General features: G+C 42.5%; 25 protein-coding genes, 1 tRNA gene and 1 other RNA gene. 9 read left to right on the top strand and 18 right to left on the bottom strand.

Annotated features, from left to right (window positions below; translation table 11 throughout):
- The first annotated feature begins 34 nt into the window (after positions 1 to 34).
- Together murB and HUS26_RS02675 are read left to right on the top strand one after the other, a co-directional pair.
- Entirely contained in the window at positions 35 to 952 is a 918-nt protein-coding gene (murB, locus tag HUS26_RS02680) for a UDP-N-acetylmuramate dehydrogenase (protein ID WP_173915692.1), read from the top strand.
- 118 nt (positions 953 to 1,070) lie between these two features.
- Entirely contained in the window at positions 1,071 to 1,310 is a 240-nt protein-coding gene (locus HUS26_RS02675) for a hypothetical protein (RefSeq protein ID WP_173915691.1), read from the top strand.
- 137 nt (positions 1,311 to 1,447) lie between these two features.
- Here HUS26_RS02675 and glpK read toward each other — a convergent pair whose 3' ends face one another.
- The 4 genes from glpK to smpB form a co-directional block, all read right to left on the bottom strand.
- Complete coding sequence (gene glpK, locus HUS26_RS02670) at positions 1,448 to 2,941, bottom strand: glycerol kinase GlpK (RefSeq protein ID WP_173915690.1); 1,494 nt, start codon at positions 2,939 to 2,941, stop codon at positions 1,448 to 1,450.
- 30 nt (positions 2,942 to 2,971) lie between these two features.
- Positions 2,972 to 3,802 carry an MIP/aquaporin family protein gene (locus tag HUS26_RS02665; RefSeq protein ID WP_173915689.1) on the bottom strand — a complete coding sequence of 277 codons (831 nt, stop codon included), beginning with the start codon at positions 3,800 to 3,802 and terminating at the stop codon, positions 2,972 to 2,974.
- A 462-nt stretch (positions 3,803 to 4,264) separates the two neighbouring features.
- Positions 4,265 to 4,628, bottom strand: a transfer-messenger RNA (tmRNA) gene (gene ssrA, locus HUS26_RS02660).
- Between the two features lie 90 nt (positions 4,629 to 4,718).
- Positions 4,719 to 5,183: an SsrA-binding protein SmpB gene (gene smpB, locus HUS26_RS02655; protein WP_173915688.1), complete on the bottom strand. Its 465-nt coding sequence runs from the start codon at positions 5,181 to 5,183 to the stop codon at positions 4,719 to 4,721.
- 147 nt (positions 5,184 to 5,330) lie between these two features.
- On the opposite strand from smpB, the gene HUS26_RS02650 reads away from it, so the two are divergent.
- On the top strand, positions 5,331 to 6,194 hold the full coding sequence (locus HUS26_RS02650; RefSeq protein WP_173915687.1) for a GNAT family N-acetyltransferase: 864 nt from the start codon (positions 5,331 to 5,333) through the stop codon (positions 6,192 to 6,194).
- Between the two features lie 26 nt (positions 6,195 to 6,220).
- Here the strand turns inward: HUS26_RS02650 and rnr are convergent, their stop codons facing one another.
- The 3 genes from rnr to secG all read right to left on the bottom strand — a co-directional run bounded on the left by rnr (position 6,221) and on the right by secG (position 9,686).
- The gene (gene rnr / locus HUS26_RS02645; protein ID WP_173915686.1) at positions 6,221 to 8,515 is read right to left on the bottom strand and encodes a ribonuclease R; all 2,295 of its coding nucleotides are present in this window, start codon (positions 8,513 to 8,515) and stop codon (positions 6,221 to 6,223) included.
- A gap of 36 nt (positions 8,516 to 8,551) precedes the next feature.
- Positions 8,552 to 9,298: a carboxylesterase gene (locus tag HUS26_RS02640; protein WP_173915685.1), complete on the bottom strand. Its 747-nt coding sequence runs from the start codon at positions 9,296 to 9,298 to the stop codon at positions 8,552 to 8,554.
- A gap of 154 nt (positions 9,299 to 9,452) precedes the next feature.
- Positions 9,453 to 9,686 carry a preprotein translocase subunit SecG gene (secG, locus tag HUS26_RS02635; RefSeq protein WP_173915684.1) on the bottom strand — a complete coding sequence of 78 codons (234 nt, stop codon included), beginning with the start codon at positions 9,684 to 9,686 and terminating at the stop codon, positions 9,453 to 9,455.
- Positions 9,687 to 9,895: 209 nt separating this feature from the next.
- Between secG and HUS26_RS02630 the strand changes: the two genes are divergently transcribed.
- The 6 genes from HUS26_RS02630 (at position 9,896) to ytzI (ending at position 15,747) form a co-directional block, all read left to right on the top strand.
- Positions 9,896 to 10,645 (top strand): DeoR/GlpR family DNA-binding transcription regulator, encoded by a 750-nt coding sequence (locus HUS26_RS02630; RefSeq protein ID WP_173915683.1) that lies wholly within the window; start codon positions 9,896 to 9,898, stop codon positions 10,643 to 10,645.
- The gene (gene pfkB / locus HUS26_RS02625) at positions 10,642 to 11,556 is read left to right on the top strand and encodes a 1-phosphofructokinase (protein WP_173915682.1); all 915 of its coding nucleotides are present in this window, start codon (positions 10,642 to 10,644) and stop codon (positions 11,554 to 11,556) included. The genes HUS26_RS02630 and pfkB overlap by 4 nt, the downstream gene beginning before the upstream one ends.
- A 12-nt stretch (positions 11,557 to 11,568) precedes the next feature.
- Positions 11,569 to 13,464 (top strand): PTS fructose transporter subunit IIABC, encoded by a 1,896-nt coding sequence (locus HUS26_RS02620; protein WP_173915681.1) that lies wholly within the window; start codon positions 11,569 to 11,571, stop codon positions 13,462 to 13,464.
- Between the two features lie 54 nt (positions 13,465 to 13,518).
- Positions 13,519 to 13,785, top strand: coding sequence for a phosphocarrier protein HPr (locus tag HUS26_RS02615; RefSeq protein WP_173915680.1), 267 nt, complete (start codon positions 13,519 to 13,521; stop codon positions 13,783 to 13,785).
- A 4-nt stretch (positions 13,786 to 13,789) separates the two neighbouring features.
- On the top strand, positions 13,790 to 15,508 hold the full coding sequence (gene ptsP, locus HUS26_RS02610) for a phosphoenolpyruvate--protein phosphotransferase (RefSeq protein ID WP_173915679.1): 1,719 nt from the start codon (positions 13,790 to 13,792) through the stop codon (positions 15,506 to 15,508).
- Positions 15,509 to 15,588: 80 nt separating this feature from the next.
- On the top strand, positions 15,589 to 15,747 hold the full coding sequence (gene ytzI / locus HUS26_RS02605; RefSeq protein ID WP_254434124.1) for a YtzI protein: 159 nt from the start codon (positions 15,589 to 15,591) through the stop codon (positions 15,745 to 15,747).
- Between the two features lie 156 nt (positions 15,748 to 15,903).
- Here ytzI and HUS26_RS02600 read toward each other — a convergent pair whose 3' ends face one another.
- From HUS26_RS02600 to HUS26_RS02550, 11 genes are all read right to left on the bottom strand, one after another.
- Positions 15,904 to 16,485, bottom strand: a complete 582-nt coding sequence (locus tag HUS26_RS02600) for a nitroreductase (protein ID WP_173915678.1) — start codon at positions 16,483 to 16,485, stop codon at positions 15,904 to 15,906.
- 106 nt (positions 16,486 to 16,591) lie between these two features.
- Positions 16,592 to 17,215: a YdcF family protein gene (locus HUS26_RS02595; RefSeq protein WP_173915677.1), complete on the bottom strand. Its 624-nt coding sequence runs from the start codon at positions 17,213 to 17,215 to the stop codon at positions 16,592 to 16,594.
- Between the two features lie 97 nt (positions 17,216 to 17,312).
- Complete coding sequence (gene eno, locus HUS26_RS02590) at positions 17,313 to 18,599, bottom strand: phosphopyruvate hydratase (RefSeq protein ID WP_173915676.1); 1,287 nt, start codon at positions 18,597 to 18,599, stop codon at positions 17,313 to 17,315.
- A 17-nt stretch (positions 18,600 to 18,616) separates the two neighbouring features.
- Positions 18,617 to 20,152 (bottom strand): 2,3-bisphosphoglycerate-independent phosphoglycerate mutase, encoded by a 1,536-nt coding sequence (gpmI, locus tag HUS26_RS02585; RefSeq protein WP_173915675.1) that lies wholly within the window; start codon positions 20,150 to 20,152, stop codon positions 18,617 to 18,619.
- The gene (gene tpiA / locus HUS26_RS02580; protein ID WP_173915674.1) at positions 20,145 to 20,906 is read right to left on the bottom strand and encodes a triose-phosphate isomerase; all 762 of its coding nucleotides are present in this window, start codon (positions 20,904 to 20,906) and stop codon (positions 20,145 to 20,147) included. The genes gpmI and tpiA overlap by 8 nt, the downstream gene beginning before the upstream one ends.
- Before the next feature lie 22 nt (positions 20,907 to 20,928).
- The gene (gene pgk, locus HUS26_RS02575; protein ID WP_173915673.1) at positions 20,929 to 22,110 is read right to left on the bottom strand and encodes a phosphoglycerate kinase; all 1,182 of its coding nucleotides are present in this window, start codon (positions 22,108 to 22,110) and stop codon (positions 20,929 to 20,931) included.
- 192 nt (positions 22,111 to 22,302) lie between these two features.
- Positions 22,303 to 23,310: a type I glyceraldehyde-3-phosphate dehydrogenase gene (gap, locus tag HUS26_RS02570; protein ID WP_173915672.1), complete on the bottom strand. Its 1,008-nt coding sequence runs from the start codon at positions 23,308 to 23,310 to the stop codon at positions 22,303 to 22,305.
- Between the two features lie 36 nt (positions 23,311 to 23,346).
- Positions 23,347 to 24,375 carry a sugar-binding transcriptional regulator gene (locus tag HUS26_RS02565; RefSeq protein ID WP_173915671.1) on the bottom strand — a complete coding sequence of 343 codons (1,029 nt, stop codon included), beginning with the start codon at positions 24,373 to 24,375 and terminating at the stop codon, positions 23,347 to 23,349.
- Between the two features lie 152 nt (positions 24,376 to 24,527).
- Entirely contained in the window at positions 24,528 to 24,761 is a 234-nt protein-coding gene (locus tag HUS26_RS02560) for a glutaredoxin family protein (RefSeq protein WP_173915670.1), read from the bottom strand.
- 92 nt (positions 24,762 to 24,853) lie between these two features.
- Positions 24,854 to 25,081 (bottom strand): hypothetical protein, encoded by a 228-nt coding sequence (locus HUS26_RS02555; protein WP_173915669.1) that lies wholly within the window; start codon positions 25,079 to 25,081, stop codon positions 24,854 to 24,856.
- 236 nt (positions 25,082 to 25,317) lie between these two features.
- A tRNA-Arg gene (locus HUS26_RS02550) sits at positions 25,318 to 25,393 on the bottom strand.
- Between the last annotated feature and the right edge of the window lie 106 nt (positions 25,394 to 25,499).

Here is a 25,499-nt window from a genome sequence, read left to right as displayed (position 1 = left end):
TTAATAATGACTATTTTAAATAGGATTGGTGTGCATGGATAAACAAATGATTTATGAGAAATTATTAGAGCTTGTGAAGAAAGAAAATGTAAAAGTAGATGAAATGCTAAAAAACCACTTATATACGAAGCTTGGCGGTAAAGCCGATTTCTTTATTACTCCCACCACTTTTGAAGAAATTCAAAACGTCGTTAAATTTTCTAACGATGAAAATATCCCTTTTACCTTATTAGGTAACGGATCGAATTTAATTATTAAAGACGGCGGTATTCGGGGAATTGTCATTAATCTAAAAGAATTAAATAACATTTCCACTGATGGAAATACCATTGTTGCCCAAAGCGGAGCGCGCATTATTGATGCTTCCCGTCATGCCTTAAAAGAGAACTTATCTGGCTTAGAGTTCGCCTGCGGTATTCCCGGCACTGTCGGAGGCGCTCTTTACATGAACGCCGGAGCTTACGGCGGGGAAATTAAAGATGTACTCGATTATGCTTTTGTGATTGATAAGGAAGGCAACTTAGTGAAGCGGCTCGCTTCGGACTTAGATCTTGATTACCGCACAAGCAATATCGATAAAAATAAAGATATTGTGATCGAAGCTACTTTCAGCCTTAAGCCCGGAAACTATGAAGATATTAAAGCTGTCATGGATGACTTAACTTACAAGCGGGAATCCAAGCAGCCGCTTGAATATCCATCTTGCGGCAGTGTTTTCAAGAGACCGCCTGGCTACTTCGCCGGAAAGCTGATCCAGGACAGCAACCTTCAAGGTACAAGTATCGGCGGCGCAGAAGTATCCAAAAAGCATGCCGGGTTTATAATTAATAAAGATAATGCCACAACGTCAGACTATATCCGCTTGATTGAACACGTTCAAAGAACAGTAAAACAAAATTTCGGGGTCGATCTTGAACGTGAAGTTCGAATTATTGGCGAAGATCCCTCATAACAAAAACAGCCCAGGCTCACACCGGGCTGTTTTTCTATATAATCCAAGTCATTTACCCTCCCCTCTTGAATTGCCCTGACATATGATAGGTAATAAACGGTAAAGGGAGGGTATATCTATGTCTGCTTATGATAATTACAGAAGGATATACGAGTTAGAGCAGGAAGTGGAAGAGTTAAAAAGACAGCTCGAAGGCAAACCGGTTTCAGGAAGAGATGAAGATGATTATTTACTCATGCTTATCCTAATGTTTATTATGTTAGACGTTGATTTTAATATAGTGACAAACCTCTTGAACAATGGCGACCTGATGACTGAGGCGATCGAAGTATTGGGATCATTAAATCTTAGAAAATGAATGAAAGAGCAGCCTCCCATGAACGGCACCTCCGAAAAATTCGGAGGGCTGTCCACAAAAAGCTGCTCTTTTATTAGTTTTAGGCTATGTTAATTTCATAAAAGAGAGCCTGCCCACTTTAGCAGGAAACCTCCCTATTATTTAAATTCTCTTGTAGCGGCTACGGCTTTTTTCCAGCCATTGTACAGTTTTTCCTGTTCGCCATCTGTCATTTGATTCGTAAAAGTCTTTTCATTATTCCATTGTTTTGCGATCTCTTCTTTATCTTTCCAGTATCCAACAGCCAAGCCTGCTAAATAGGCGGCTCCTAATGCTGTAGTTTCCTGAATAACGGGACGTTCAACAGGGACACCTAAAATATCGCTCTGGAACTGCATCAAGAAGTTGTTTTTAACAGCTCCTCCATCTACACGTAATGTTTTCAAATCAATTCCTGAATCGGCGATCATAGCATCAAGGACATCTTTGGTCTGGTAAGCCAGTGATTCCAATGTTGCGCGAATGACATGATCTTTAGACGTACCGCGAGTTAATCCGAACATCGCACCGCGGGCATCGCTGTCCCAATATGGGGTCCCAAGCCCGACAAATGCCGGTACAAGGTAGACGCCATCCGTGGACTCCACATTCAGCGCATGCTGCTCACTATCCGGTGCACTTTCAATCAGTTTTAACCCGTCACGGAGCCACTGGATCGCAGACCCCGCTACGAAGATACTTCCTTCTAAAGCATATTCTACTTTGCCGTCTACTCCCCAGGCTAGAGTTGTTAACAATCCGCGTTCAGATTTAACACCTTCATCCCCGGTATTCATCAGCATAAAGCAGCCGGTACCGTACGTATTTTTTGCCATTCCTTTTTCAAAGCAGGCCTGTCCAAATAAAGCCGCCTGCTGATCTCCCGCAATTCCCGCAATCGGAACTTCGTGTCCAAAAAAGTGATAATCGACGGTTTTGGCATAGACTTCAGAAGACTGTTTTACTTCAGGAAGCATGCTTTTTGGAACAGTCAGGATGTTTAGTAACTCATCGTCCCACTTCAGGTCATAAATATTAAACATCAAAGTACGGGAGGCGTTTGAATAGTCGGTAATATGGGTTTTTCCACCAGACAGCTTATACACCAGCCATGTATCCATTGTTCCAAATAATAGATCGCCATTCTCTGCTTTTTCACGGGCCCCTTCTACATTATCAAGAATCCATTTTACTTTCGTACCAGAGAAGTAAGGATCTAACAGCAGTCCAGTTTTCTTATTAAAGACTTCGTTATGTCCGTCTGCTCTTAACTCCTTACAAATGTCTTCAGTTTGACGGGACTGCCAGACAATTGCTTTATAAATCGGCTTACCCGTATTTTTATCCCATACGACCGTTGTTTCACGCTGATTGGTAATACCGATACCGGCAATTTGATCAGGATCAACGTCGGATTTCCTTAACACTTCTGCAATACAGGCTAAGACTGAGTTCCAAATCTCATTCGCATCATGTTCTACCCAGCCCGGCTTAGGAAAAAACTGTTCAAATTCCTTTTGCCCTGTTTCTACAATTTCTCCTGCTTCGTTAAATAGAATTGCACGTGAACTAGTTGTCCCCTGGTCTAATGATAAAATGTACTTTTCTTTCATAATTTTTCTCCTCCTATATTTAAATTAAGTTTACACAATTTTCTTCTCTACCTGATCGGCTGCGGTCTTAGCTTTCTTCAATTCTGATGCAGCGGCACCTGTTAAAATAACTGCCATAACTGCACTTAGAATCCAAAAAAGAGGGGTAAATTCTCCAACAAATACGGCACGATAGAAAACCGCCCCGTAACTTCCCCCTAGAAGCGGACCAATGATTGGGATCCATGCATATCCCCAATCAGAACCGCCTTTTCCCGGAATCGGAAGTAAAGCATGAGCGATTCGAGGACCAAAATCACGGGCAGGGTTGATCGCATACCCTGTCGCACCACCTAAAGACATACCAATCGCCACAATGAGTGCGCCTACAATTAATGGGTTAAGACCTTCAGTAAATTCATTTGCACCAATAAACAGGATCCCCATCAGTAATACGAATGTGCCAATTACTTCACTAATCAGATTAGAAAACGGGCTGCGAATGGCTGGATCGGTAGAAAATACCGCCAGTTTAGCTCCCTGATCTTTCGTCTTATTCCAGTGAGGCAGGTAGTTTAAGAATACTATAATACCACCAATAAAAGCTCCAATAATTTGAGCTGCCATATACATTGGAACCTTTGCCCATTCGAAATCACCAACCATGGCAAGTCCTAGTGTAACCGCTGGGTTAATATGAGCTCCTGTGAAATTTCCTACAGCATAAATCGCCATCGCCACAGCAAGTCCCCACCCAATCGTAATAACAATCCACCCAGAACCTTCTGCCTTTGAATCTTTTAAGACAACTCCGCCGACGACTCCGCCTCCAAAAATGATTAGAATCATTGTACCTACAAGTTCTGCAGCAAACTCTGACATTTTACTTCCTCCTTGTTATTGTGAAATAGGAACAAAAAAAGACTCACCACAAAACCCTAGTACTATGCGATTCGCCAGTACTAAAATTCGCGTGAGTCTCCAAGTCTCCGTCACTTCCTTAACTTGTTGGTATAAACTTAACCTATTTTGTAAACGCTGTCAAACAATTTCTTTTTAAATTGGTTCAACATAATGCTATATTGTGCTTCTTTAACTGCTGTACATTAGTGAAAAATTATTTCCGGAAATAATATTCTTTTTTTAGAAGAAGTTCTTGTCTGACGATAAAAGAAGAAATAACATCGTAAATTTGAAGGTGCTCTCGAAAGGGGAACAAATACAAGCGAAATCGAATTTTACTCTAGAAAGTCTCATAAACACTCTCGAACTCGTAAAAAACGAGCATCGCAGCGGCCGGTAATAAACCTAAAAAAGGCAATAAAAAAACCACCAATTATGTATTGGTGGAGACGGTGGGAGTCGAACCCACGTCCGGAGATATCGGCACTCGGGCTTCTACAAGTTTAGTTGATATATTATATTTTACTCTCTCTTCGGCCTACCAACAGGCTTCCGAGGAGCTAACCTGATTAGTCTCTTCGTCCTTCCTCAGGTGGTGGAAAAACGCGTAGCTCGCTTTTAGTTTGAGACCCTTCGATCTGGCACACGAGCGATGCCAGGAAGGATCAGCTATAGACTACTTACGCAGCTACAGCTAGGTTATCGTTAGATTCGCCAGTTATTTTAGGCAAATGACGTTGTACGAGTCGTCGCCTCGACCTGCAACCCGAGCTCGACCTATCCCCGTCGAATCCGTAACGTCCCCGTTAGGATTAAACAGAGCGTCAAGCTCCTAATCGCCACTTTCGCGACAGTAATCATTATATCACAAACGTAATAAAATTCAACCCCTAAGTTACTTGAGGCTGTCTTTGATCGCACGATCGATTTCTCGTTTGACTTGCTTTCTCTTTAAGTCTTCGCGCTTGTCGTATTTCTTCTTCCCGCGGCCCAGTCCGAGCAGAAGCTTGGCTACTCCATTTTTAATATACATTTTCAATGGAACGAGCGCATAGCCTTTTTGCTGGGTGGCTCCAATCAATTGGTTGATCTCTTTACGGTGAAGCAACAGCTTGCGGGCACGAGTTGGATCGTGGTTGTAAATGTTTCCTTGCTCGTAGTGTGAGATGTGCATGTTATGAATGAAAACTTCCCCATTGTTTATACGAGCGAAACTTTCTTTTAAGTTCACCCGGCCGGCTCGGATCGATTTAATCTCCGTACCCTGGAGAACGATCCCGGCTTCGAATGTCTCTTCAATAAAATAATCATGACCGGCTTTTTTATTTTGTGCAATTGTTTTACCTTGACCTCTGGGCATCGCATGTTCCTCCTAATTAAACTCCTTATAAATTGTATCAAAAAAGCGCCTTGTTTCCAATTTTAAAGAAACACCATAATAGACATCCGATAAAAATATATGAGAATATATTTTTACAGAATATTTTTAAAAAGGGAGATTGTGCTGATGGAGCCTCAAATGCTGCAGTCACGAAAAATGACAATAGAAGATTTACCGGCATTTCAACAGATGGATACAGGGATAGATGATGATTATGTGCTTCGCATATACGACAAGCTGATGGACTCTCCCACCCAGGAACTGTATGGTCTTTTTCAAAACCACCAGCTGCTCTCCGTAGCGGGATACAGTTTATTTGGGAAAAATCAATTCGCCATGCTTGGAAGGTTAAGAAGCGATAGAAATTATCGTTCCAAAGGTTATGCCACCCAGCTGCTTCGCCCAGTCATTAATGATCTTCGTAAGCTTCCCAAACTCAAGTGGGTGGGCGCAAATACTCACGTTCACAACTTTTCGGCCCGCCGGCTGCTTGAAAAGTCCGGGTTGAGTGACGGCCAGATCTCCTATTACTTAACGTTAACAGCTCCCGGTAAATTGTCCGGGCATACCCGGGGTGAACGATGGAAAGAAATTTACGAAACAGCCGCCAAAAGAAGTTATCTGCTGGCACTTTCTAATAACGAGCTCGGCTTGTTCCCTTATGAATGTTATTACCCGTTCCCTTTTGATTCCTCCTTTTTCACAAATCAATACTTACAGGATTCTAACCTCTATGTAAATTTAGATAGAAGCCGATTTGTACTGATTAAGAATGATCAAAAGAAATACAACTACTCCCATGTGAAATATTTCTGGAATGATCATTATACCCAGCCAGGATTTTTTGAAACCCTTCTTCACCACTGGCGGGAAAATCCTAAAAACATTGGCTGCTGGATAGACTTTTCAACAGGGGGCTATCATAATAATCCAGACCTCACTCCTTACGAGGTACAGGATCCGTGGATTCAATATGGATTGTGGATATGAAAAAAACGCGCTAAGGTAAGCGCGTTTTATTTTTTCTTCTTTTTCCCTTTTTTCGCAAAGCTTTTTACACCTTTGTTGCGGTAAAAAGGTTTGTTTCCTTTTTGCTTATTCTTTTTTTTCTTTTTACGATCTGGTGTTTTTGCATCAATTTGCTTCGGTCTTTCCGGGCGTTCTCTTTCTTTTCTAGGCTTCATGCCAACAATTTCGAAGTCAACAACTCTCTCATCCAAGTTTACATTAGAAACGCGGACAGTGATTTCATCCCCGATTCGATACATGTTTGCGGTTCTTTCCCCAATGAGAGCAAACTGCTTTTCCTGAAAATTATAGTAATCGTCGGTAAGGGTACTTACGTGTACTAACCCTTCGACGGTGTTTGGAAGTTCCACAAACAATCCGAAACTTGTGACAGAACTGATGACACCATCGTATTCTTCGCCAATCTTATCTTCCATATATTCGGCTTTTTTCAGGTCGTCCGTTTCGCGTTCCGCATCAACGGCCGCACGCTCCATTTCAGAGGAATGCTTCGCAATTTCAGGAAGCTGGTCTTTCCAATGCTTGCGCGTCTTGTAATCAATCTTCTCCAAAACTAGATACGTACGGATTAACCGGTGGACAATTAAATCCGGGTAACGGCGGATCGGTGAAGTGAAGTGTGTATAGAACTCTGTAGACAACCCAAAGTGTCCCAGGCTTTGCGGATCATATTTCGCCTGCTGCATAGACCGCAGCATCAATTTAGATATGATCATTTCCTCCTGCGTGTCTTTAACTGTCTCTAAAATCCTCTGCAGGGCTTGAGGATGGACGTTTTCCGCTGATCCTTTTACGGAATAGCCCAGATTAGCGACAAACTCGAAGAAGTTCTGCAGCTTCGATTCATCCGGATCTTCATGAATACGGTGAATAAACGGGACCTCCATCCAGTGGAAGTGTTCGGCTACCGTTTCGTTGGCTGCCAGCATAAACTCTTCAATTAACCGCTCAGCGACAGATCTTTCCCTCAGTTTTACATCGACTGCTTTTCCTTCGTCATCCACGATAACTCCTGCTTCTTTAAAGTCAAAATCGATAGCGCCGCGTGCGAAACGTTTTTTACGTAATGTAGCTGCAAGGCTCTCCATTTCTCGGAACATCGGTACGAGATCTTTATATTTTTCCGTCAGTTCAGGGTCATTGTGTTCTAAGATTGAGTTGACATCTTTATAGGTCATTCTTTCATTTGTCTTAATCACACTCTGGAAAATTTCATGATTGACGACGACACCTTTAGAGTCAATCTCCATTTCACACGATAAAGTCAGACGATCGACTTTAGGGTTTAAGGAACAAATGCCGTTTGACAGACGATGCGGAATCATTGGAATTACTCGATCCACTAAGTAAACACTTGTTGCCCTCTCACGTGCTTCTTTATCAATCGGTGAACCTTCTTCTACGTAATACGTGACATCAGCAATATGGACACCGAGCTTATAATTTCCATTGTCTAATTTCTTAACGGTAACAGCATCGTCCAAATCTTTTGCGTCTGCTCCGTCTATCGTAACGATAGTTTCGTCGCGAAGGTCACGGCGGTTTTGGATTTCCTCTTCTTGAATTTGTTCAGGTGTATTGCCGGCCTGTTCAAGCACTTCCTCAGGAAAGTCGGTTTTTATGCCATGCTTATGGATAATGGAAATGATATCAATACCCGGGTCGTTTTTATGACCAAGGATTTCTACGATCTCTCCTTCTGCACTCATTCGTGCTTCCGGAAATTTAGTAATCTCTACGATAACTTTATGTCCATCAACGGCTCCATTGGACTGCGCTTTCGGGATAAAAATATCGTGAGGAATTCGTTTGTCATCGGCTACTACAAAACCGAAGTTTCTGCTTGATTCGTACGTACCAACAACACGAGTAGTTGCGCGTTCAAGTATACGGATAACTGTTCCCTCAGGGCGCTGCCCTTCCTCATCACGCTTTTCAATACGGACAAGGACACGGTCATTATTCATCGCTGAACTTAAGTCAGAGTGGTGAAGATAGACATCATCCTTTTCTTCATCATCTGGAATGAGAAACGCAAATCCTTTCGCATGCATCTGAATTTTACCGCGAATCAAATTCATTTTCTCAGGAAGCCCAAATCGATTCTTCCTCGTGCGTACGAGTTCACCTTCATCTTCTAATGCATTCAAAGCCTTCATCAGGTCTTTAAAGTCCTGGTCCTCTTCTAATGCAATGACTTCTTCCAATTCTTGAACAGAAAGGGGTTTAGAGGCTGTTTCATTAAAGTACTGTAAAATTCGCTGTTTTAGTTCTGTATTCATTGTCTTCCTCCTTTTTTAGGACAAGACTCTCACCACTTACGACCAGTCTAATGAATTCAAAAATTTGAGAATGTCTTCATGAAGCTGTTCTTTTTCTTGATCCATAGTGATCACATGGCCAGAGTTTTTGTACCATTTAATATCTTTATGATCAGTTTCTACATTCTCATAGATGTAATTAGCACTTTCCGTATTAATCATTTCATCTTTCTCCGCCTGGACGACGAATGTAGGAGCATAAATCTGATCTACTTCCTCGTGAACGCTCGTAATGAATTGGCCAAGCTGTGTGAACATTTCTTTTGACTCATCCATTAGCTCCTTCACTTCTTGTTCAATTGTTTCTTTATCTTTTCCTTCTAATTGCTTATATTGTTGCGCTTTAAAACGAAACCCTTGAGTCAGCTGCTCTTCATTATCAAAAAACATAGGAGAACACATAGTGACGATACCCTTAATAGGCTCTGAATATGCAAGTTTCAGACCGAGAACTCCGCCTAAAGAAAGACCGGCTACGGCAATGTTTTCATACCCAATCTCTTTTAGATGATTAAGGGATGCCTGCACGTCAGCCCACCACTCCTCAGGTGTGGCATCGATTAAAGCTTCTAACTCTTTTCCATGCCCTCTATAAATAGGAGCGTGTGAAGTGTATCCATTTTTCTGAAGAAAACGTCCGAGCATTCTTACGTCAGCGGAATGGCCGGTAAAGCCGTGTAACAGAAGGACAGCACGATCTCCATCTGCTTCAAAAGTAAACGGTTCTGGTTGTTTGATTTTCATATTAAAAAACTCCTTACTTCAACTATTTCCTTATTTACTAATTTCATTCCTATTTTCAATGTTTCTATTTTATCAGAGTTTACTTTTCACTCATAAAAAACTGCATAAGAAAAACCGTGCTCGTCCAAAGCACGGTTTATATGAATGGAGTAAATTAACCTAATATATAGGTAGCCAGAAAAGCCAATACGAAGAAAAGAACACCAGTCACAATCGTAGCCTTGTGAAGGACAGCGTCAATTCCGCGTGCTTTTTGTTTTCCGAACAGCTGTTCCGCTCCTCCTGAAATGGCTCCTGATAATCCAGCACTCTTTCCTGATTGAAGTAGAACAAGAATGATAAGAACAATTGTATCAATAGCAAGCAATGTAATTGCAAGTGTTTCCATGTTGTACCAACACCTCCTAAAAACGCACAATTAACTATTCTAAATGTAGCACAATTGGCTTTGTACAGCAACAACTAGTTGGATAATATTACATGAGCGGTTTTAATTAATATTTTGATTGTTTTTGAATGAATATGATTGATTTTGGTTGATTTTTGTAAGGGCTTACCGTAAAATAGATTTAGAACTCCCGAAAAGGAGGGGGAAATGTGTTAACTGCTGAAAGACAACGGGTGATTTTAGAACTGCTTAATGAACATCAAACAGTAAAGCTAAAAGAAATCACTGACGCTACCGGTGCATCAGATTCAACGATCAGGCGCGATTTAGATTTCTTAGAACGAGCAGGAAAACTGCGCAGAATTCACGGAGGTGCTTCCTTAAGAAGGCCCGCGAGTGAAGAACCAAGCATGGTGGAAAAGAGTTCAAAGTTCTATGAAGAGAAGAAATCAATAGGACGCGCAGCTGCCGAACTCGTGCAAGACGGCGAATGTATTTATATAGATGCGGGTTCAACGACCTTTGAAATGATTCAGTACCTGGCTGATAAAAACATTACGGCCGTTACGAACGGTTTAAGTCATTTGAACGCACTGACTGAACTTCGAATTCCTACTTATATTATCGGCGGCTATATTAAAGAACGCACACGGGCCGTCATCGGGGCTATGGCCGTAGACAGTTTAAAACAATTTCGGTTTGACCAGTGTTTTATGGGAGTAAACGGAATTACAATTGAACACGGATTTACAACCCCCGATCCTGAGGAAGCGGCAGTTAAACGCACAGCCCTGTCTCTATCACTGAAAAAGTACTTTGTAACCGATGCATCTAAATTCGGTGAAGTGAGTTTTTCACAAATCGCAGAAATTGATGAAGCACACATCGTTACCAATGAAAAAGGACAGCTATTAGACCCTTATAAGAAAAAAACAAAGATAAAGGTTGTGACATCTTGATATACACTTGTACCCTCAACCCTTCCATCGATTACATTATGCACGTTGACAATTTTAAAACCGGAAGCCTTAACCGGGCTTCACAGACGATGTACTATCCTGGCGGTAAAGGAATCAACGTTTCGAGAGTGATGAAAAGACTTGGGAGCTCTACGACAGCCTTAGGCTTTGTCGGCCGGTTTACAGGCCAATTCATTAAAGACTTTCTTACAGAAGAAGAGATCAACCAGAATTTCATAGAAATCGATGACTATACGAGAATTAACGTAAAGCTAAAAACCGACCACGAAGCGGAAATTAACGGCCCTGGGCCGCAAATCAGCCATGACCAGCTGGACCAGCTTCTGCAGCAAGTCCGCTCCCTTCAAGAAGGCGATATTTTTATCCTTGCAGGAAGTGTACCTTCTTCCCTGCCTAATGATTTCTACAGCCAGATCGCAAAGATTTGTGCAGAAAATAAAGCTCTTCTCGTTGCTGATACCTCAGGTGATGCACTTAAGCAGATCACCGGCCAGCCTCTCTTTTTTATGAAGCCGAATGACCATGAACTTGGAGAGCTTTTTAATACAACTATCGAAACAAAAGAACAGGCGGCACATTATGCGCAAAAGCTGGCAGAACAAGGAGCAGAGCATGTCATTGTATCTATGGGCGGCAAAGGAGCCGTTTATGTTAATGGCGCCAATAAGCTTTTTGCAAATGTACCAAAAGGTGAAGTGAAAAATTCAGTCGGTGCAGGAGATTCCGTCGTTGCTGGGTTTATAGCAGCGATCAACCAGGGGCTTCCAAAAGAAGAAGCCTTCAGACATGGAGTTGCAGCCGGCAGTGCCACCGCATTCCAGGATGATTTGTGCAGCAAGGAAGAAGCCGATCAGTTAATAAGCCAAATTACTATCTCACCCATTAATTAAGGAGGGTTATTCATGAAGATAACAGATTTACTGACGAAGGATACGATTCTGTTAAACATGACAGCCAGTTCAAAGCCTGAAGCTATTGATGAGCTTATTGGCAAGCTTGATGAGGCCGGAAAGTTAAATGACCGTGATGGTTTTAAAGCAGCGATAGAAGCACGTGAAGACCAAAGTACTACAGGAATTGGGGAAGGTATCGCAATTCCTCACGCAAAAACCGCTTCTGTCAAAGATCCTGCGATTGCCTTCGGGCGTTCACAGGAAGGGCTTGATTACGAGTCACTCGATGGCCAGCCGACTAATTTATTCTTTATGATAGCCGCTTCAGAAGGGGCTAATCAGACTCACTTGGAAACCTTGTCCCGTTTATCTTCTTTCCTTATGGACAAAAACTTCCGCAGCAAGCTGGAAACAGCCAAAACAGAAGCAGATGTGATTGAGGCGATTAACGCAAAAGAAGCTGAAGAAGATGAGGAAGAAGTCCAGGAGAGCTCTTCTGCCGGAAAAGTTTTGGCTGTAACGGCCTGCCCTACTGGCATCGCGCATACTTACATGGCGGCAGATAAATTAAAAGAGACAGCCAAAGAATTAGGCGTAGAGATAAAAGTACAAACTAATGGATCAAGCGGTGTTAAAAACCGTTTGACAGCAGAAGATATCGAACATGCGACAGCTATCATCGTAGCTGCCGATACTAAAGTAGATATGAGTGTTTTTGATGGAAAGCATGTAATTGAGGTTCCAGTTGCCAAAGCTATTCACGAACCTGAGAACTTAATCAATAAGGCGACAAGTCAGGACGCCCCGGTTTACCGTCATGAAGGCGGCCGTTCTGATTCTGAAGGAGACGGAAACAAACGCAGTGGTATTTATAAGCACCTGATGAACGGGGTTTCCAATATGCTACCGTTTGTTGTCGGGGGCGGTATCTTAATTGCGATTTCTTTCTTCTTTGGTATTAACTCTGCTGATCCGACAAGTGAGGAATACAATCGCTTTGCTGAAATGTTAAACACGATCGGCGGAGGAAATGCCTTCTTCCTTCTTGTGCCAGTCCTTGCCGGATTCATCGCATCAAGTATCGCTGACCGTCCCGGCTTTGCTCCTGGTATGGTTGGTGGACTGATCGCTGTGACTTCTGGTGTAGAAGGAGCGAGCGGCGGTTCTGGTTTCCTTGGTGGTTTGATTGCTGGTTTTCTTGCTGGTTATTTGACACTGGGAATTAAGAAAGCTCTCGACGGACTTCCTCAAGTAATGGATGGTTTAAAAACGGTGCTCTTCTACCCTGTGTTATCGATTTTTGGAACAGGTATGATAATGCTTCTAATTAATCCGCCACTTACAAGTATATATACAGGGCTATTAAGCTGGCTCGAAGGATTAAGCGGTGCAAACATCGCTCTATTAGGAATTATTATTGGCGGCATGATGGCTATTGATATGGGCGGGCCTATTAACAAGGCCGCTTACACATTCGGTCTTGCCACATTAGACGCAGGCAACTTCTCCATCATTGCAGCGGCCATGGCAGGCGGAATGGTTCCACCGTTAGCGATGGCCTTCGCTTCAACGATCTTTAAAAATAAATTTACGCCTCAAGAACGCGAATCCGGGAAAACAGCGTATGCTTTAGGAGCTTTTTTCATTACAGAAGGAGCGATTCCATTTGCGGCAGCCGACCCTGCGCGAGTGATCCCTTCTATGGTCGTCGGATCTGCTTTAACAGGCGCTCTAACGATGCTGTTTAGTATCGGGCTTACTGCTCCTCACGGCGGTGTCATTGTCATCGGATTAGTAGAAGGAGGCATTTCCCAAGCGCTACTATACATTCTTGCTATCTTAATCGGTTCCATCGTGGCAGCAATTATGGTAGGATTCTTGAAAAAGGACCTAAGAAAAGCTTAAAATAGTATAGTTAGGGTAACATTCTACAGAGACAATTTTTGAGGAGGAATTAATATGGTAGAGAAAACATTTACGATCACGTCTTCAGACGGCGTGCACGCTCGTCCAGCAACAGTACTTGTACAAAATGCAGGAAAGTATGAGTCAGATATTAACCTTCACTATAAAGAGAAGGCTGTAAACTTAAAATCCATTATGGGGATTATGAGCCTTGGAATTCCAGCAGGTGCCGAGGTCAAAATTACAGCTGAAGGAAGCGACGAGCAAGAAGCACTTGATCACCTTGCGACTACATTGAAGAACGAAGGGTTGGGGGAGTAACTTCATGACACATCTTCAAGGGATTGCAGCTTCCAGCGGTGTGGCAATTGCTAAGGTATACCGCCTGGAGGCACCAGACCTTTCTTACAACAAGACAAAAGTAGATCAACCAGACCAAGAAGTCCAGCGTTTACATGATGCTTTGGATATTTCCAAGCAGGAACTAGAAAAAATCAAAGAACATACTAAAAAATCTTTAGGCGATGAGCATGCAGAAATCTTTTCTGCCCACTTGCTCGTTCTTAGTGATCCTGAGCTCATTAAGCCGATTGAAGATAAGATTAAGAGTGAAAATGTTAATGCCGAAGCTGCATTAGATGAAACAGCCAATATGTTTATTGATATGTTCAAGAGCATGGATAACGAATACATGCGTGAACGAGCGGCTGATATCCAGGACGTAACAAAGCGCGTAATGGCTCACCTGCTTAAGGTAACGTTCCCAGATCCTGCCCTTATTAACGAAGAAGTTGTGATCGTTGCAGACGATTTAACACCTTCTGATACAGCACAGCTGAATAAACAGTTTGTAAAAGGGTTCACAACAGATATCGGAGGACGTACTTCTCATTCCGCTATTATGGCTCGTTCCCTTGAAATTCCTGCTGTTGTAGGAACAAAAGATGTTACGAAACAAGCGGAAAAAGATGTGATGATCATCGTTGATGGAATCGATGGAGATGTAATCATCGATCCATCCTCTGAGGAAATCCAGCGTTATGAGCAGAAACAAGCAGATTTTGAAGAGAAGAAACAGGAATGGGCGAAGCTTAAAGATGAAGCTACCATTACTTCTGATGATGTACACGTGGAGCTTGCGGCTAATATCGGAACACCAGAAGACGTTGAAGGCGTCTTAAATAATGGCGGTGAAGGTGTAGGTCTTTATCGTACAGAATTCCTTTATATGGGCAAGAGCCAGCTGCCTACAGAAGAAGAACAATTTGATGCTTACTCTTCTGTCTTAAAACAAATGGAAGATAAGCCTGTGGTCGTTCGTACACTAGATATCGGCGGAGATAAAGAGCTTGATTATCTAGAACTGCCTGAGGAAATGAACCCATTCCTTGGTTTCCGTGCGATTCGCCTGTGCCTGGAGCGCGATGATATTTTCCGTGTCCAGCTAAGAGCACTATTACGTGCGAGCGTTCATGGAAACTTAAAAATCATGTTCCCTATGATTGCCACACTTGATGAATTCCGTGAGGCGAAAGCAATTTTAGATGAAGAAAAAGACAAGCTTGTTCAAGAAGGAAAAGAAGTGTCTGACTCCATCGAAGTGGGAATGATGGTCGAAATTCCTTCCACTGCTGTCATCGCCCGTCAGTTCGCCAAAGAAGTCGATTTCTTCAGTATTGGAACAAATGACTTGATTCAGTATACAATGGCTGCTGACCGTATGAACGAACGGGTTTCCTACCTATATCAGCCATACAACCCTGCGATTTTGAATTTAGTTAATAATGTTATTGAAGCAGCTCACGCAGAAGGGAAATGGGCTGGAATGTGCGGAGAAATGGCCGGCGATGAGATTGCCATCCCGATTCTCTTAGGATTAGGCTTAGATGAGTTCAGTATGAGTGCTACATCTATCCTGCCTGCCCGTACACAGCTGAAGAGCCTGTCCAAAAAAGAAATGGCTTCCTACAAAGATGAAATCCTTTCACTCGGCACAGCCGAAGAAGTGGTTGAATTCGTTAAAGAGAAAGCCAATCTTAGTTAATACAAATTGAATCACGTGGTACACTAAAGAAGGAGGGGTCCCCTCCTTCTTTTTAAAATTGTTAAGAAAGAAGTGTTATCGTGACGTTTACTATCATTATGATTTTATGTATCGCGATTGTTTTAGGTATCGCAGGAGCGTTCTGGGCTGCTATTTCTAAAGGGTACGATTATAAGCATACGATTGATCCGCATCCTGAGGATTTGGCTGAGAGCGACAATAAAAAACCTGACCGTTAATCTAACAGGTCAGGTTTTTATTCACGGCTTTTTTTATTTTAACTAATTTAAAAATTGAGAGGCCGCAGCCCTCAGGTGATAATCCTGAGAGTGAGATAAGAGCAATGGGATTTAAAAGTTTTGCCCAGTGAAACGAGCGCACTCCCATCTATTCCGTTATTTAATGGACTCACGATGTATTTTATAAGGAACAGCGGCCCGTTTTTTCGCTTTCGGAACCGAGCGGGGATATCCTATTTGCAGAACGGCCGCTATTTTATGAATATCCGGATCAAGACCAATCCCTTTAATAAACTCTTCGTCGTTAATATACGGACTTGTAGTCCACAGCATTCCTACTCCCTGATCCCAGGCAATTAATTGTACGTTCTGGATATATGCGCAGACAGCCGCGTAATCTTCCTCATACTTGTGGGCTTCCTTATCTTTCTCCATATAAATAACCGCATGGTGGGGAATGTTCACCAAAAAACTTTTAATACCTTCCATCATGCTTTTAGCCTTTTCTTCTTTATATCCATCGGCCAGCCCCAGCCGGAAATAAGATTCTATCACAAGGTCTGCATAATCTACACTTCCCTGCTCCTGAAACATCACGATAGACCACGGCTGTTTCATTCGATGGGTCGGGGCCCAGCTGGCGTTATTAAATATATTTTGTAAGACCGCAGGATCAACTACTTCCCGCTTAAAATCATGAATAGAACGTCTATTTTTAATGGCATCAATCAGTTCCAATTTCCTCCCCCTTTATTCCATGGGTATAAAAGTACGCATCGTTTCGTGTGGTTTCCCGATCCCCTCTTACTCCCTTTCACTGAGTAGAAAATAAGCAGGCTTCTAATTATGGAAGTTTAAGTTTTTCAAATATATTAGACATAGCCAAATCCCTAAATAGCCGGCTTACTTCATAGCCCATATAGTACGCCCACTCTTCAAAGAAGAAAGGAAGCTTCGTTTCTAATGATTGATAAGCTGAATATTTAGTGGATGCTCCTTCAGCTGAAATACCCAGGTTTCTCGCAATACTGACAGCTCTTTTTAAATGAAAGGAGTCGCTTACGATCAAGAGGGATTCGATATTATCAATTTTAATGAGCTCAACGGAATTCGAAATGTTTTCTTTCGTCTCAAGCGATTTATCTTCTACGATGATATCATCAGACGGAACTCCCTGCTTTATCGCAAATTGCTTACCTACTTCAGCTTCAGAAAGAGAAGATCCGTGTCCGGCTCCGCCGGTCATAATAAGGACATCGACTTGGCCGTTTTTATATAACTCAATCCCTTGTTTCAATCTACCCTCAAAGACCGGGCTGGGCGAGCCGTTCCACTGGGCTGCTCCTAACACAACAGCTGCGTCAGCTTCATCTTCCCTGCCTGACTCCCCATAAGTCCAAATCGAATATCCTGTAAAAATCGTGTAAAACAAAATAACAATTACTGCTAAGCGTATAACAAATTTCATTTCACTTCTCCTACATTCTCGTTCTCCTCTACCTATCATACAAGATAACAAGAAAAAAAGCCTCTCTCAATGCAGAGAGAGGCTTTTTTATTGGTAATTATTTGTTTAAGTTGTAGAATGCTTGTCCTGCAGCATAGGTAGCTGTTCCAAGCAGCTGGTCTTCGATGCGAAGAAGCTGATTGTATTTTGCTACGCGGTCTGTACGGGAAGGTGCACCTGTCTTGATTTGCCCAGCGTTTGTCGCTACAGCAATATCAGCGATCGTTGCATCTTCAGTTTCACCGGAACGGTGGGAAATAACCGCTGTATAACCTGCTCTTTTCGCCATTTCGATAGCTTCGAAAGTTTCTGTAAGTGTACCGATTTGGTTAACTTTAATAAGAATGGAGTTACCCACACCTTCTTTGATCGCACGGCTGAGTTTCTTCGTGTTTGTAACAAACAGGTCGTCACCAACCAGCTGTACACGGTCACCGATACGATCTGTCAGAAGCTTCGTACCTTCCCAATCGTTCTCATCTAATCCGTCTTCAATAGAAACGATTGGATACTTGTTAATCAGCTCTTCATACCAGTCTACCATTTCTTCAGAAGTACGGACGACGCCTTCACCTTTCAGGTTATATTTACCATCTTCGTAAATTTCAGAAGATGCAACGTCCATAGCAAGCTTAACTTCCTCTTCCGGCTTGTAGCCTGCTGCCTCAATGGCTTCGATAATTGTAGAAAGAGCTTCTTCGTTAGAGCCAAGGTTCGGTGCAAATCCACCTTCGTCACCTACACCTGTGTTATAGCCTTTAGACTTAAGAACTTTTTTCAGGGAGTGGAAAATTTCCGCACCCATGCGAACAGCCTCTTTAAATGTTGGAGCGCCAACTGGCATGATCATAAATTCTTGAATGTCAACGTTGTTGTCTGCGTGCTCTCCACCATTAAGGATGTTCATCATTGGTGTAGGAAGTGTAGCTGCTGTGAAGCCTCCAAGATATTTGTAAAGCGGAAGACCTACAACGTCAGCCGCTGCGTGTGCTACGGCCATGGATACACCTAGAATGGCGTTAGCTCCCAGTTCACCTTTGTTCTCTGTACCGTCAAGCTCAATCATCGCCTGATCGATAAGAACTTGCTGAGTAACATCCATGCCTAGAAGGTTTGGAGCAATTTTTTCATTTACGTTATCTACAGCTTTTTCAACGCCTTTTCCAAGGTAACGGTCTTTATCTCCATCACGAAGTTCAACAGCTTCGTATTCCCCTGTAGAAGCTCCACTTGGAACAAGCGCGCTTCCGAAAGCTCCAGATTCTGTATAAACTTCAACTTCAACTGTTGGATTACCGCGAGAATCTAATACTTCGCGTGCGTATACGTCAGTAATATATGGCATTAATAATCTCTCCTCTTTTATTTAATTAATGATTTTCCTGTCATTTCTTCAGGCTGGTCAACGCCGAGCAGCTGAAGAAGGGTTGGTGATAAGTCACCGAGAACTCCGCCGTCTCTTAACTCAATACCTTCCTTCGTAACGATAACAGGAACTGGATTTGTTGTATGTGCAGTCATTGGGTTGCCTTCAGATGTCGTCACTTCATCAGAGTTCCCATGATCTGCTGTGATTATGGCTTGTCCGCCTTTTTCATGGATCTTGTCGACTACTTTACCAAGACATTCATCCACGGCTTCAATCGCCTTAATCGTTGGCTCCAGCATACCAGAGTGGCCAACCATATCAGGGTTAGCAAAGTTTAAGATAATCGCATTGTGCTTCTCTGCATCAAGCTCATCTAACAGTGCATCTGTCACTTCATATGCGCTCATTTCAGGCTTAAGATCATAAGTGGCTACTTTAGGAGAATCAATTAAGACTCTTTCTTCACCGTCGAATTTCTCTTCGCGGCCGCCGCTCATGAAGAATGTGACGTGAGGATACTTTTCAGTTTCAGCGATACGAAGCTGTTTAAGCCCGTTATCCGCTAACACTTCCCCGACTGTATTTTTCAAATCGTTCGGTGGAAACGCTACTTTACTGTCTACAGCATCACTGTATTGTGTCATACCTACGAAGTAAAGGTTCTTAGGCGCCTCTTTTCCACGATCAAAATCGTTGAATTCATTATTAGCAAACGATCTTGAAAGCTGGATGGCACGATCAGGACGGAAGTTATAGAAAACTACTGTATCTTCGTCTTCCATTTTTCCTACCGGTTCCCCATTTTCTTTCGTTACAACAAAAGGTACGACGAATTCATCATAAATACCCTGCTCATAGGAATCACGAACAGCTTCCAGCGGATCACTGTAGGCAGGCCCTTTACCATAGGCGATCGCATCATAAGACTTTTGAACACGGTCCCAGCGGTTATCGCGGTCCATAGCATAATAACGTCCTGCTATAGAAGCAAACTCTCCGATACCAAGCTCGTCCATTTTCGACTGAGCTTCTGTGATATATTTCTCAGCAGATTTCTGATCCACATCGCGTCCATCAAGAAAACCGTGCACATACACTTTCTCAATTCCATATTCTTTGGCCAGCTCAAGCAGGGCATACATATGATTAATATGGCTGTGAATGCCGCCGTCAGAAAGCAGTCCGAAAATATGGAAAGCTTTATTATGATCGCTTGCGTGCTTAATCGCATTTACGAGTTCTTGATTTTTCAAAAATTCTTTCTCTCGAATAGATAGGTTAATTCGAGTTAAACTCTGATAGACAACACGGCCGGCACCAATGTTTAAGTGGCCAACCTCGGAATTACCCATTTGTCCTTCAGGCAGCCCTACAGCTTCGCCACAGGCTGTCAGCTGACTGTGAGGGTACTTGTTCCAGTATCTATCAAAGTTTGGTGTGTTCGCTTGCTTAACAGCATTCCCCATCTCTTCTTCACGGCAGGCAAAGCCGTCAAGAATAATAAGAGCTGCTAAATTGTCTTTACTCATGCTTACCTGCCTCCACGAGTTTTAAGAATGAATCAGCTTCTAAGCTGGCTCCTCCTACTAAAGCACCATCAATATCAGACTGTGATAATAGTTCGTCAGCGTTTGCCGGCTTAACACTTCCGCCGTATTGAATACGTACAGCTTCTGCTACGTCAGAGCCATAGAAGTCAATGATGACGCGGCGTATGTGAGTACATACTTCATTCGCCTGTTCAGAAGTAGCCGTACGGCCTGTACCAATCGCCCAGATCGGCTCATAAGCAATGATGACTTTAGAAGCCTGCTCATCATTTAATCCTTCCAGCGCTTTTTTAACTTGAGATTCTACGTGATCCATTGTCTGATCAGCTTCACGCTGCTCCAGGGATTCCCCTACACAGACGATTGGAGTTAATCCATGCTTGAATGCCGCGTGGACTTTTTTGTTAACATCTTCATCTGTTTCTTTGAAAATCTCACGACGTTCAGAGTGGCCAAGCACCACATAAGTTACACCAAGCTCTTTAAGCATGACAGGACTCACTTCACCAGTAAATGCTCCGCTTTCTTCAAAGTACATATTCTGTGCGCCGATTTCGATGGAAGTTCCTTTTGTCGCTTCTACGAGCTTTTGAAGAAAAGGAAAAGGTGCACATACTACGGATTCTACCTGCTCAGAAGAAGGTACTTCGTTCTTTACAGTTTGAATAAAATCCTCAGCCTCAGTGTGGGTTTTGTTCATTTTCCAGTTACCTGCAATTACTTGTTTACGCATCGTATCCTCACCTTCCCTATTTTTATTTGTCATTCAATAATGCTACGCCTGGAAGCTCTTTACCTTCCATGAATTCCAAGGAAGCTCCGCCGCCAGTTGATACGTGATCCATAGCATCAGCATAGCCGAACTTCTCCACAGCGGCAGCAGAGTCGCCTCCGCCGATGACGCTATAACCATTCGTTTCAGAAAGGGCATTTGCGACCTCTTTTGTACCATTAGCAAACGTTTCTAGTTCGAAAACTCCCATTGGTCCATTCCAGATGATAAGCTTAGACTCTTTGATAATATTTGCATATTTCTTACGAGTTTTCGGCCCGATATCCAGGGCTTCCCAATCTGCAGGGATGCTGTCGATAGCCACTTCTTTTGTATTAGCAGAGTCAGAGAAATCATCAGCGACAATTACGTCTTCAGGCATAACGAAGTCTACACCTTTGTCTTCTGCTTTTTTCATATATTCTTTTGCAAGATCAATTTTATCTTCTTCCAGTAGAGACTTTCCGATTTCATGGCCTTGTGCTTTTACAAACGTGTACGCTAAGCCTCCGCCAATAATCAGATGGTCGACTTTATCGATTAAGTTATCAATAACACCGATTTTGTCTTTGACTTTCGCGCCGCCAATAATGGCAGTGAAAGGACGTTCCGGATTAGAAAGAGCTTTGCTCAGCACATTGATCTCTTTCTCCATTAGGAAGCCTGCTACGGCTGGAATGTGCTCGGCAACTCCTGCAGTAGATGCATGAGCTCTGTGAGCAGCACCGAAAGCATCGTTTACATACAGGTCAGCCATATCAGCAAATGCTTTAGCTAACTCTGCATCATTCTTTTCTTCTCCCGGGTGGAAGCGGACATTTTCGATAAGCAGGATATCTCCATCTTCAAGTTCAGAAATGGCTTTTGTCACTTCATCACCGCAGACTTCATCCGTTTTTGTAACCGTTTGGCCAAGAAGGTTGCTCAAACGCTCAGCTACAGGATCTAAACGAAGTTCTTCTACCACTTCGCCTTTTGGACGGCCAAGGTGGCTGGATAGGATAACTTTTGCTCCATTTCCTGTTAAATGCTTAATCGTTGGCAATGCGGCCTTTATTCTTGTGTCATCTGTTACTTTTCCATCGCTCATTGGCACGTTAAAATCAACACGACAGAAAACAGTTTTTCCACTTACTTCAACATCACGAATTGTTTTTTTATTCATGAAAGACCTACCTCCTTTAATGTAGTCGACTTTAAAATGTCCCTGCCTTATGTACATTTCCACAATCTGCGCTTATAGAAACGCTTAAAGAACAAGGATAATTCCCCAAGACATGGGTAAAGGAGGAGGACATGAGACCCCCTCCTTTTCCTATTGCCTTGTATTCTATTATAACCGATTGGTTAAATCGTATTATAGGCCTTGCTTTTTAAGGAATGCTGCAAGGTCTACACAACGGTTAGAGTATCCGAACTCGTTGTCATACCAGGAAACAACTTTAACCATGTTGTCTTCTAGAGTAATTGTAGATAGACCGTCGATTACAGAAGAGTAAGTGCTTCCGTTGTAATCAGATGATACTAGAGGCTCATCGCTGTAACCAAGGATTCCTTTAAGTTCACCTTCAGCTTCAGCTTTAAGAGCTTCGTTTACTTCTTCAGCTGTTACATTTTTATCTAGTTCAGCTACTAAATCAACGATAGATACGTTCTTAGTTGGTACACGCATAGCCATACCGTTAAGTTTTCCTTCAAGCTCAGGAAGTACTTTTGCAACGGCTTGTGCAGCACCTGTAGTAGTAGGGATAATGTTTTCAGCAGCTGCACGCGCACGGCGGTAATCTTTGTGTGGAAGATCAAGGATCTGCTGATCGTTAGTGTAGGAGTGAACTGTTGTCATCATACCGCGCTTAAGACCGAATTTGTCGTTAAGAACTTTCGCGTATGGTGCCAGGCAGTTTGTAGTACAAGATGCGTTAGAAATAACATCATGCTCATCTTTGTTGTAGTCTTTTTCGTTAACACCCATAACTACTGTAAAGTCTTCTCCTTTAGCTGGAGCAGAGATAACAACTTTCTTAGCTCCTGCTTCAAGGTGTTTTCTAGCATCTTCGCCTTGAGTGAAGCGGCCAGTAGATTCGATAACTACTTCTACTCCAAGGTCTCCCCATCCAAGTTGAGCTGGATCTTTTTCAGAGATAACTTTGATCTCTTTTCCGCCTACTACAAGGTTGTCACCATTTACAGTAACTTCATCTTCAAGAGTACCATGTACTGTGTCGTATTGCAGTAAGTGAGCAAGCATGTTAGCGTCAGTTAAATCGTTAACTGCTACTACTTCTACATCATCGTTTTTTAGTGAAGCGCGAAATACGTTACGCCCAATACGTCCAAAACCGTTAATTCCTACTTTTACAGTCATTCAAAATTCCTCCTTAAATTGTATAAACAAATTTATTTAAAGGGAAGTATCCCTTAAAAGCTCCTGTGCTGCTCCTTCGTCGGTGATCAAAACATTGCTTTGACCGGGTTGAAAATAGGAAGCAATAGCTTTCGCCTTCGAGCGTCCACCTGCAACGGCGATAACATGTTCTGCAAACTTTAAATCTTCCAGCTGGAGACCTACTGTCCGGACTTTATGAACAACTTCTCCTTTACGGTTAAAGTAATAACCAAAGGCTTCTCCAACTGCTTGGCTTTCCTTAATTATCTCCATCTGCTGAGGTGACGTCTTACGCCTCTCTGCCATCGTAATCGCATCTCCTACACCATGCACAACGATTGAAGCATTTCGGATCATATGCAAAATTTCTTTTATAGAAGGTTCTTCTATAATGGTTTGATAAGAGCCTTCGCTTAGCGGATCCGGCACGTAGAGGAGTCGATAATCCCCTCTTGCTTTCTTCGCCATCTCGGCGCAGATAGTGTTAGCCTGATTCTCCACCCGCTCGCCTAAACCACCGCGAGCCGGCACGAACATGCAATGATCTGCATTTTCAAGCGGGGTCATCATTTCAGCGACAGCTGCCATGGTTGTCCCGCCAGTTATAGCAATTGTATCTCTTGGATTCAGGGTACTTCGCATGTAATCCACACAAGCCCGTCCCATCTCATGCTTAACCCAGTCGAGCTCATCGCTGTCACCAGGCACCACCACTACATAGTCTAACTTTAATGTATCCTTTAATTGTTTTTCTAAAACCTTTATCCCCGTAACGTCCTTGATGAAATCAGCTAATTGCTCCAATATATTCTGTCCTTCATAAGTCAGGTGCATGCCTCTTGAAGTAATCGCAACAGCTCCGATTTTGTTAAGAAACTCTACCTCACTTCGGACCGTCCGCTCTGCAAGCTCGACATTGTCAGACAGCGTCCGCCTGCCAACCGGCTGCATAAGGTGAATGTAATGGAGCAGCTGGTAGCGTCGCTGCATAATTTCAAGTACGTCTGGGAACAATCTCTTTTGCAGGTCAATTAAAGCTCTCATGGACAAGCTCCTTTTTTCATAAGAAATACGATTCTGGGTTGAAATTGTCCCAGGTCGTCATATTCTGTCCCACCAGGAGCAAAAAAATATTCTTTTCACCTTACATATTAACAGTGAGTCATAAGGTGCGCAAGCTATAAAATTAAGTCCCGCTAATGTAAACGCTCTCTTAGTGTGAAAAGATCGATTGATCGATAATCCATTTCTTCTCCGTTCAAGTCAAGGACAGGTATTTCAAGTAAGTATTTCTCTTCTAATAGTTTATTACCCTCAATATCCACTTCTGTAACATGAATCTCGAATTCTTCTTGTAAAATTTCCAAAAGGCCTTTTACTTCGTTACAAAGTCCGCAGCCTTGTTTAAGATAAAGCACAGCCTCGTTCATTTCATGTCCACCTTTATCGTGTCATCACTATGTATTATAACTCACTTTGCACCCACTTAAAATGATATATTAAAAACACAATAAGGACACGTTTATGAAACGTGCCCCCTTTGATCGTAATACCCGTAATCTATTTTATTTTTTTTCGTGTTCAAGAACTGTGATAACTCTTCTTCGCCAGTAAGTCTTTCCGGTGAACGCTTCATAGACTCCATGTTAAAAGACAGCGTTCTCTGGTGAAGCATGTCAAATACATGTATCCTGCGGTCATCTGGAATCTGTTCAGTTGAGATGATTTTAAATCGAAGAATGTTTGTCATAAAAACTCCTTTTCTGGTATAAGCGAGCAGCAGTTTCTACAACTTATATAATCTACTATAACACAAAAGCTTTCGATTTAAAACTACATAAATATAATGTTATCACCATTTACGGCCAATACAGAGAGTGTATTACTTTTGTATAACGTTTGTATAAATGAACTAATATTATATAAATATAGTAATTAATAGGTAAAAAAAGAAGCTCCAGATGTTTCTGAAACTTCCTGAAACAGCGCGCCCGAGAGGATTCGAACCCCCGACTGACGTAGAACCGGAATCTACCGCTCTATCCAACTGAGCTACGGGCGCATATCAAAGCGCAGAATCTATTATATCTATTTGTATAAAGAAAAGCAAGGCTTTATAAAAATCTTCAACATTATATTTGTACGTTTATTCACCCATATTTAGGGAA

It is taken from the genome of Halobacillus sp. Marseille-Q1614 (genome assembly GCF_902809865.1).
Taxonomy (GTDB): Bacteria; Bacillota; Bacilli; order Bacillales; family Halobacillaceae; genus Halobacillus_A.
Note: the sequence above shows the minus strand (reverse complement) of the source record. Positions and strands in the feature narration are given on the sequence as shown.

Coding starts and splice junctions, on each gene's coding strand:
- murB (WP_173915692.1), top strand. CDS start 35: ATGGATAAACAAATGATTTATGAGAAATTATTAGAGCTTGTGAAGAAA.
- HUS26_RS02675 (WP_173915691.1), top strand. CDS start 1,071: ATGTCTGCTTATGATAATTACAGAAGGATATACGAGTTAGAGCAGGAA.
- glpK (WP_173915690.1), bottom strand. CDS start 2,941: ATGAAAGAAAAGTACATTTTATCATTAGACCAGGGGACAACTAGTTCA.
- HUS26_RS02665 (WP_173915689.1), bottom strand. CDS start 3,802: ATGTCAGAGTTTGCTGCAGAACTTGTAGGTACAATGATTCTAATCATT.
- smpB (WP_173915688.1), bottom strand. CDS start 5,183: ATGCCCAGAGGTCAAGGTAAAACAATTGCACAAAATAAAAAAGCCGGT.
- HUS26_RS02650 (WP_173915687.1), top strand. CDS start 5,331: ATGGAGCCTCAAATGCTGCAGTCACGAAAAATGACAATAGAAGATTTA.
- rnr (WP_173915686.1), bottom strand. CDS start 8,515: ATGAATACAGAACTAAAACAGCGAATTTTACAGTACTTTAATGAAACA.
- HUS26_RS02640 (WP_173915685.1), bottom strand. CDS start 9,298: ATGAAAATCAAACAACCAGAACCGTTTACTTTTGAAGCAGATGGAGAT.
- secG (WP_173915684.1), bottom strand. CDS start 9,686: ATGGAAACACTTGCAATTACATTGCTTGCTATTGATACAATTGTTCTT.
- HUS26_RS02620 (WP_173915681.1), top strand. CDS start 11,569: ATGAAGATAACAGATTTACTGACGAAGGATACGATTCTGTTAAACATG.
- HUS26_RS02615 (WP_173915680.1), top strand. CDS start 13,519: ATGGTAGAGAAAACATTTACGATCACGTCTTCAGACGGCGTGCACGCT.
- ptsP (WP_173915679.1), top strand. CDS start 13,790: ATGACACATCTTCAAGGGATTGCAGCTTCCAGCGGTGTGGCAATTGCT.
- HUS26_RS02595 (WP_173915677.1), bottom strand. CDS start 17,215: ATGAAATTTGTTATACGCTTAGCAGTAATTGTTATTTTGTTTTACACG.
- eno (WP_173915676.1), bottom strand. CDS start 18,599: ATGCCATATATTACTGACGTATACGCACGCGAAGTATTAGATTCTCGC.
- gpmI (WP_173915675.1), bottom strand. CDS start 20,152: ATGAGTAAAGACAATTTAGCAGCTCTTATTATTCTTGACGGCTTTGCC.
- tpiA (WP_173915674.1), bottom strand. CDS start 20,906: ATGCGTAAACAAGTAATTGCAGGTAACTGGAAAATGAACAAAACCCAC.
- pgk (WP_173915673.1), bottom strand. CDS start 22,110: ATGAATAAAAAAACAATTCGTGATGTTGAAGTAAGTGGAAAAACTGTT.
- gap (WP_173915672.1), bottom strand. CDS start 23,310: ATGACTGTAAAAGTAGGAATTAACGGTTTTGGACGTATTGGGCGTAAC.
- HUS26_RS02565 (WP_173915671.1), bottom strand. CDS start 24,375: ATGAGAGCTTTAATTGACCTGCAAAAGAGATTGTTCCCAGACGTACTT.
- HUS26_RS02560 (WP_173915670.1), bottom strand. CDS start 24,761: ATGAACGAGGCTGTGCTTTATCTTAAACAAGGCTGCGGACTTTGTAAC.
- HUS26_RS02555 (WP_173915669.1), bottom strand. CDS start 25,081: ATGACAAACATTCTTCGATTTAAAATCATCTCAACTGAACAGATTCCA.